This is a genomic window from uncultured Lamprocystis sp. (assembly GCF_903933125.1).
Classification (GTDB): domain Bacteria; phylum Pseudomonadota; class Gammaproteobacteria; order Chromatiales; family Chromatiaceae; genus Thiodictyon.
Genome location: NZ_CAIZIZ010000026.1, coordinates 1 through 7,063 on the forward strand (window position 1 = coordinate 1; position 7,063 = coordinate 7,063).

General features: G+C 70.7%; 4 protein-coding genes and 1 pseudogene. 4 read left to right on the top strand and 1 reads right to left on the bottom strand.

Translation table 11 applies throughout. The features are described from left to right. A pseudogene (locus tag QZY03_RS01100) lies at positions 1-375 on the bottom strand (hypothetical protein); the annotation flags it as partial. Between QZY03_RS01100 and QZY03_RS01105 the strand changes: the two are divergent. From QZY03_RS01105 to QZY03_RS01120, 4 genes are read left to right on the top strand one after another with little or no spacing between them, the layout of a single operon-like run. Beyond that, the gene (locus tag QZY03_RS01105; RefSeq protein ID WP_295577344.1) at positions 374-3,082 is read left to right on the top strand and encodes a hypothetical protein; all 2,709 of its coding nucleotides are present in this window, start codon (positions 374-376) and stop codon (positions 3,080-3,082) included. The pseudogene QZY03_RS01100 and the gene QZY03_RS01105 overlap by 2 nt on opposite strands. Beyond that, positions 3,079-6,480, top strand: a complete 3,402-nt coding sequence (locus QZY03_RS01110) for a hypothetical protein (RefSeq protein ID WP_295577345.1) — start codon at positions 3,079-3,081, stop codon at positions 6,478-6,480. The genes QZY03_RS01105 and QZY03_RS01110 overlap by 4 nt, the downstream gene beginning before the upstream one ends. Then, entirely contained in the window at positions 6,477-6,749 is a 273-nt protein-coding gene (locus QZY03_RS01115) for a hypothetical protein (protein ID WP_295577347.1), read from the top strand. Before QZY03_RS01110 ends, QZY03_RS01115 begins: the two co-directional genes overlap by 4 nt. A 1-nt stretch (position 6,750) precedes the next feature. Then, a complete protein-coding gene (locus QZY03_RS01120; protein ID WP_295577349.1) occupies positions 6,751-6,957 on the top strand; it encodes a hypothetical protein in 207 nt (68 codons plus the stop codon). Positions 6,958-7,063 lie beyond the last annotated feature (106 nt).

The following is a 7,063-nucleotide window of genomic DNA, read 5'->3' on the forward strand; positions in this document are numbered from 1 at the left end:
ACGGCCGGCGCCGGCGGCGCGGGGGGCTTGATCGGCGGCGCCGGCGGCGCGGGGACGCTCGCCCAAATCGGCGCCACGGCGGGATATGGCCAGACGGTGGCCCCGTCCGGCGGCGGCGGTGGCGGCGGCATTACGGTGCCCAGCACCGCGCGCCGCGGTGGCGATGGCCGCGCGGCTGGCCTCTACGCGCTGACCGATGCGGCCGATATGCCCCTCATCACGACCGGAGCCTATGGCGCCGCGGGCGGCGGGGCGGGGACTGCGGGCGGCGCCGCCACCCTCGCCGCCCCGTTCCAGAATGCCGGTGGCGCCGGCGCCGGGGGCCGGCGGCGCGGGCGGGAACGGGCGCGTGGCGATTGAGGGGGTGTGAGGCATGGCCAACGACCTCGAACTCAAGCTGACGATCCGCGCCGATGGCTCAGTCGCCGTCGGCGAACTGGCCGAAGTCGGTAAAGCGGTCGGCAAAGTCGGCACCGACGCGAAAGCGTCCAGCAAAGACGGCGGCCTGCTCGGTGATGCGCTCGATGACATCAAGGGCCAGCTGCTAGGGCTCGGCAGCGTCGCCAGCCTGGCCCTGCTCGGCAAGGCGCTGCTCGATGCCGGGATGCAAGCCGAAGCCTTGCGCGCGCGCCTGGCCTTCGCCACTGGCGGGACGCAGGAAGCCGATCAGGCGATGCGCGAGGTCGCCAGCACCGCCAGCGCCCTGGGCGTGCGCGTCGGCGACCTGGCCGAGACCTTTATCCGGCTGAAGAACTTGGGCCTCGACCCCGGCCGCGAGGCGCTGACCGCCTATGCCAACATGGCGGCGGCCAGCGGCAAGACGACGCTGGACTTCGCCGAGGCGGTCGCCGATGCGATGACCGGCGAGTTCGAGCGGCTGAAAGAGTTCGGCATCAAGGCCGGGGTCGATGGCGATCAGATCGCGCTGCGCTTCAAGGGCAACACCGTCTCGATTGCTAACGATGCAAAGGCCATTGAGGCGGCGCTGATCAGGATCGGCACGGTCGACTTTGCCGGCGCCGCGGTAGCCACTGCGGCGACTGCCAGCGCGGCGCTGGATCGCATGAGTGACAGCGTGTCGCGCTTGGCCGGGCAACTGGCGCAAGATTCCGGGCTGGTCGAAGGTGCCGGTCGCTGGGCAACGGCGTTCGGGAAACTGGCCGATGTCCTCAATAACGAGGCGGCCCCAGCGGTGGAGCGTCCGTTCAGCGCCGCCCTGGCGCATTCGTTTGAAGCGCTGGACGACGCCGTCATGACGCCGTTGGCTGCGATGACAGTCGGCCTGGTCGAGAACTTGGCGGCCTTCGTGAGTTGGTCCAAGGGCTTGGAAACCTGGTCTGGCGCCAAGACCCAGGCGGTCCTCAACCGCGAGCTGGCGGACGCCACGCAAGCGGTGGCCGACGCGCAGACCGGCGCCGCGGCGGCGGCTAAGGCGGAAACCGAGCAACAGAAGATGCTCGCCGCGCAGGTGGTGGATCTGACCGCCAAGAGCACGGCGTTGGTCACCATCGCCCCGCAGATCGCGACCGCCTTCGGCCGCTCGTTGTCGGTGTTCGCCAACGCCAAACAGGCGACGGATGACCTGGCGACCGCCCGCGAACGCTTGGGCGTGGCAGCGGCGCAGGCCGCCGGGCAGGAACAGGCCGCGTTGGCGCTGACCGCCTTGAGTCAGGAGGCCCAGATCGCCCGCGCTCAGGAGCGGCTGCGCCTGGCCGGGTTGGAGGCCGTCGCGGCCCAGGCCGCGCTGACGACCGCGACCGCTGCCAAGACGGCGGCCACCGATCCGAAGGAATTGGAGCAACTGCGGGCGTTGGTCGCGCAGAAGCAACTGGCCATCGGCCAGGCGCAGCTCACCGTCCAAGCCGCCCAACAGGAAGCCGCCGCCGCCCGCCTGGCTACCCTGACCTACGGCGACCAGTCCAGCCAACTGAACGGCCTGCTGGCCGCCAAGGCCCGCCTGGTGCAGCAACAGACCGAACTCACCGCCGCCCTGGCCGCCGGGCAGCCGGTGGAAAAGGCGCTGGCCGCGGTCCGTGAGCAACTGGCGGTGATGACCGAGCGCATCGCCGATGCCGCCCGCGATGCCGCCGCCAATCAGGACTTGCTGCGCGAGGCGATCCAGCGCCAGGCGACCATTGCCGTCGCACAGGCCGATGTGCAACTGGCCGAACTGGCCCGCCGCCGCGACCTGGCCGCCGCCTATCAGCACGAGGGCGACGTGCGCACCCTGAGCATCCAGATCGCCGAACGCGAGGCTACGGTGTTGCGCGCCAGTGCCGACGCCAAGCGCGAGGAACGCAACGCGCTGCTGGAGAAAGTCCGGCTGCTGCAACTGGCCGGCGAGGCCACCGGCGACTACACCGCGGCCGAACAGGCGCAGGTAGCGCAAACGCGGGATGCCGCGGTGATGCTCGACCTGGAGGCTAAGAAGCTGGACGTGACCGCCCGCGCCAAGCGCGATCAGGCGGACGTGACCGCGGCACTGGCCCGGCAGGAACGGCTGCTGGGCGAAGCCTTCACCGCGGCCGGGGCGGCGGGCGTGAAGTCAATCGGTGAGGTGCGCTCCGCGATCCGCGGGGCCAACACCAGCGGCGAGATTGAAGCCTTGGGCCGGGCGCTGAAAGACGCCTTCGCCGAGGGCGCGCTGGGCGCCGCGGAATACAAGAAGCTGCTCGACGAGGTCAGGGCCAAGCAGGATGCGCTCAAGGAAAACGTGCGCCGGGTGCAAACGGATTTCGAGGAGGTCTATCGGCAAATCGGCAGCCGCATCGGGGATCTGAACCTCGTCTTCCCGGGTTTGATTGAGACCGGGGGGCTGGGGCCATTACAGGAACAGTATGCGGCCTGGTTGGCGCAGACCCATCCCGTCTCCACCAGCGGCTGGGGTGGAGCGACACCAACCACCGCCGCGGCGACCACCTCACCGACCCCGACCGGCATCTCCTCCTATGGCGGCACCACCAACAACGTCAACGTCACCGTCGAAGGCGTGCTGGACGTGAATGACAACGCATCGCTGGAGCGCCTGGCCACGCGCTTGGCCCCGGTGTGGGCGGACTTACAACGACAGGGGCGGGTATGAGCACAGCGGTCCGGCTGGTCGGCAACAACACCAATCGGGTGCGCACCGCGGTGCTGTCCGCCAGCACGCAGTTGCCATCGACCGACCTACGTCTGACCGCGCAAACCCGCACCGGCGGCGGCGACCTCGCGCTGGTCGGACCCTATACCGGCGCGGCGGATACCGTGGTCGACGTTGAAGTCCTCAGCGGGACCGGCACTGCGCTGCGCCCATCGCTCCCCGTGCTGGCCGGGGTGGGCTCCGGCACGCTGACCGTGCTGACGGTGGATGCGGCGGCGGTCCCGGAAACCTGGACGCTCAAACTGGTGGCCGCCGGCACCGCCGCAACGGCCGCTCAACTGCCCTTTTATGGGGTGTTATTGCGGGCGAAAACGACCGGTACCGCCGGCAATGGGCTCACCCTGACGGTGACCCCGCGCCTCACCCTGACCCCCACCGACTGGTCGACCCTGACCGAGATCGCCGCCGGCACCGCCGACTTCGACGGCCAGCAGTGGAACTGGGGCGCCGCCCCCGCGGTGGCCGAGGAGATTCCGGCCAGCGCCCCGCGGCTGGCCTTCGCCGAGCAGGTGACGGTCTATCGGCACTGGCGCGCATGGAGCGAGGGGACTTGGGTCTATCACCTGGACCCGCCCCCGGCCGCGGCGGTGGCGGCGGGAACGCGGGTGCTGACGGTGACCGGCGACTATCGCCTGACGCTCAGCGACGGCACCACCACCGAAGTCATCGACGCGATCACCATCCATGACGCGCTGACCCAGTGGGCGGCGCGCTCGAACCTCATCGACGTGGTCGGCACGGTGGCGGCGGATACCGCGCCCGGTGGTATGGCAGTGACCGATATCCCGCTGCGCACCGACGCCTATGCGCTGCCGGTGAGCGCGCAGTTGCAGGGCGCCTATGGGGTGCCGCGGCTGGACGGACTGAGCGTCGCACCAAGCGCCCCGACCGAGATCATCACCGTGGAGCGCCAGGCCGCGGGCGGCTGGACGGTGCAGGGCTCAGTCAGCGGGGCCTTGGCCACGGCGCGTACCGCGGTGCCCTACCAGGCCGGTCCGCTGGGCTTCACCATCCCCGCGGCGCTGGTGCCGGCGGGAGACGATGCCGGCATCACGGCCGCGGTGCGCCTGACCAGCCGCCCGCCGGAGGAGACCAAGCCGGCGCTCTGTGTCACTCCCCAACTCGGGGCCGCGGCAGTGCCGCGGTCCGTCACCTTCGTTTACACCGCGCGGCCGGCCGGCACCTGTTCGTGCGCCGATGTGGTCGCGCCGCACGTCTCACCGTATTGCCTGGGCTTCGGGGGGGAGGATGATGACATGACCTATCCTGCGGCGGTCACCAGCCGCCTGGACACCGTCTACGCCTGGCGCACCGCGTTCGTGCGCGCTAACACCCGCTGGGTGTCCCCGGAGCCGGCGCGCTCCGAGACCGTGGGCGGCAGCCCCGGCACGCCCGGCCAGTATCGGGTACGCGCCCAAAGCGCCATCACGTACAACGACGGTAGCAACACCCACACCTACACCTTCACCGGAACCTCGACCCAGACCTTTAGCACCTCGGCGGCGGCGCAGCAGCGCGCGTCGGCGGTGTCGGGCGCCAGCGGCGGCAGTTGGATGTACCAGACCGTCACGGTTGGTGGCGTGACCCTGAACCTGGCGGGGATGCCCTCGCCGTTCATCTCGCAATGGATCACCGGCAGTTATTCCTGGTCGGCGGTGGTGGAGACATTGGTGGCGGGGGTGGACGGCGTGGCTGGTACGGTGGTGAACACCGCGGCGGTGCCGGCCCATTGGCAGGGCGCGACGCAGGAGTTCCAGGCCATGGATACGGTGCTCGATTTGCTGCTGCCCACCTTGGTGCAGGTGGCCGATCACGCCGACGCCCTGGCCGCCTGGGATGCGCTGTGGGCCGACGCGCAGGCCGAGATGGACGTGCGCCTGCGCACCACGGCCGACGATGACCACACGCCTGCCGCCAACACCCCGGCCTGGTTCCGCCGCTACGCGGCAGCCTGCGATACGGTGCGCATCGCCGCCGGCATTTACCCGTCTTTTGACGACGCCAGCCCGGAGGCCGGGGGCTGCTGGCGTGATGATCCGAGCGCGTCCTATTGGTGGGTAGACGCGGCGGAAACCTATCTCCCGGCCTTTACAGGACAGGGCTACACCGCCTGCAAACGCCTCAACGGCGTGGTGGTGGCGACCCGTGAGTTCGGCTTTGGGCTGGCCGTCGCCTGCCCTGGAAGCCTCAAGGAAGGCGATCAGTTCACCATCACCGTCAGCGGCGCGAGCGCGGACGGCTACACCGCCGGCGACCGCTACCAGGTGCCTCTGGTGGCCGCGGCGGCGGCGCCGTTCGGCGGCGGGGCGACCGGCGATGCCACCCTGACCTGGGCGGTGCAGGGGTCGGTGAGCGGCGCGACCCCGGATTGGGCCTGGCTGGCGGCGACCCCCACCGACTACACCGCGGGGCTGGTCGGGCTGCGGCTGGCCGCGGGCGGCATCCCGTTCGCGGTCGGCGATACCTGGACGGCGGACCTGGAAGGCGGGGCGCTGCGCTGGCGCCGCGAGGCCGGAGCTTGGACCACGGCCGATCTGTTCGGCACCGCGCCCAACCTGGGTAACGGCTTGGCGCTGGCCATTCAAGCCGGCGCTGCCCCCTCCTTTGTGGCCGGCGACACCTGGACCTTCGCCGCGGCGGCGGTGCACGGGCCGGGCCAGGTGCGCCAACCGCGCGAGGGCCAGGCGTGGGCGTGGAGCGGGGCGACCGCGACCCTGACCCTCGACCTGGGCGCGGTGTGCCCCCTGGAGGTGGTGCTGCTGGCCTTGCATACCCTGCCGACCGGCACCGGCATCACCTTGCGCGGCGGGGTCGCGGCGGCCACCGAGTGGACGGCGACCCTGACCCAGCGGGCGGGGCCGATCCTGCACGTGCTGCCCGCGGCAACCACCGCGCGCTATCTGTCCCTGGCCCTGAGCAACGTAGGCGCGGCCGGTGCGTCCATTGGCTGGCTGTGGGTCGGCGTGCCCTGGACGCCCACGGTCGGCCCCTCGGCGATGACCCGCACCCATCAGTACCAACTGACCCGCGGGGCGGGGCTGAACCCGCGCGGGGTCTATCGCGGCCGGGGGCAGGGGGCGCGCTGGACCTGGTCACTGGATGAGAGCGCGCCCTTGTTGGCGGGGGATGTTAGCGGGCTGGTGGCGCTGCTCGATCATGTCGCGGCGCAAGGGGCGGAGTGGATCGCCCTGGTGCCGAACCTGGCCGCGCCCGCTACGGTGGCGTTGGCGCAGATCGAGACCGACGCGGTGACGCTGACCGAGTATCCCGGCTGCAAGATGGCCGATGGGACCGCCTTGGTCTCGGTCGACCTGCCGTTTCGCGCGGTGCTGGCGTGAGTGCCTGGCGCCTCGAAGTCGACAGCGTGCCGATGCTGTCACTCGCCGCCCCGGAGCTGCTCGCCGTCACCGGCTGGGCCTGTGGCAGCGATGGCGCCGCGCCGACCCTGACCGTGGCCCTGGACGGGGCGCGGGTGTCCGTCACCCGGCTGGACCCGCCGCCCCTGCGTGCCGCGGCCCGGCTGTTCGATGGCGCGGACTGCGTCTTTACCGGGTGCGTCCAGGCCGTGCGCCTGGGCGAGACCCCCTCACTGACTCTGGAGACCTGATATGGCCTATACCCTCACTGCCCTCAGCGTGGTGCATCAAGCGCTGCTGGAGCGGCTGACCGGCGACCCCGTCGCCGACCCCTATTTTGAGCTGTACGCCGGGGCGACCCTGCTCGCAACCTTGCCCATCGACGGCGCGACTTCCAGCGTCTCGGAAGTGGACGGGGTGCTGACCCATAGGCGCCAACTTAAGCCCTCAAGCCCTTGAGTAATAAGCATAGATCGGCGATAGTGCGGGGATTCGACCGCTATGATGCCAGCACCCAAGCTCGCCGAAGTCGCTTTTGAGGAATTTCTGAAGGAACTGCCGGCCG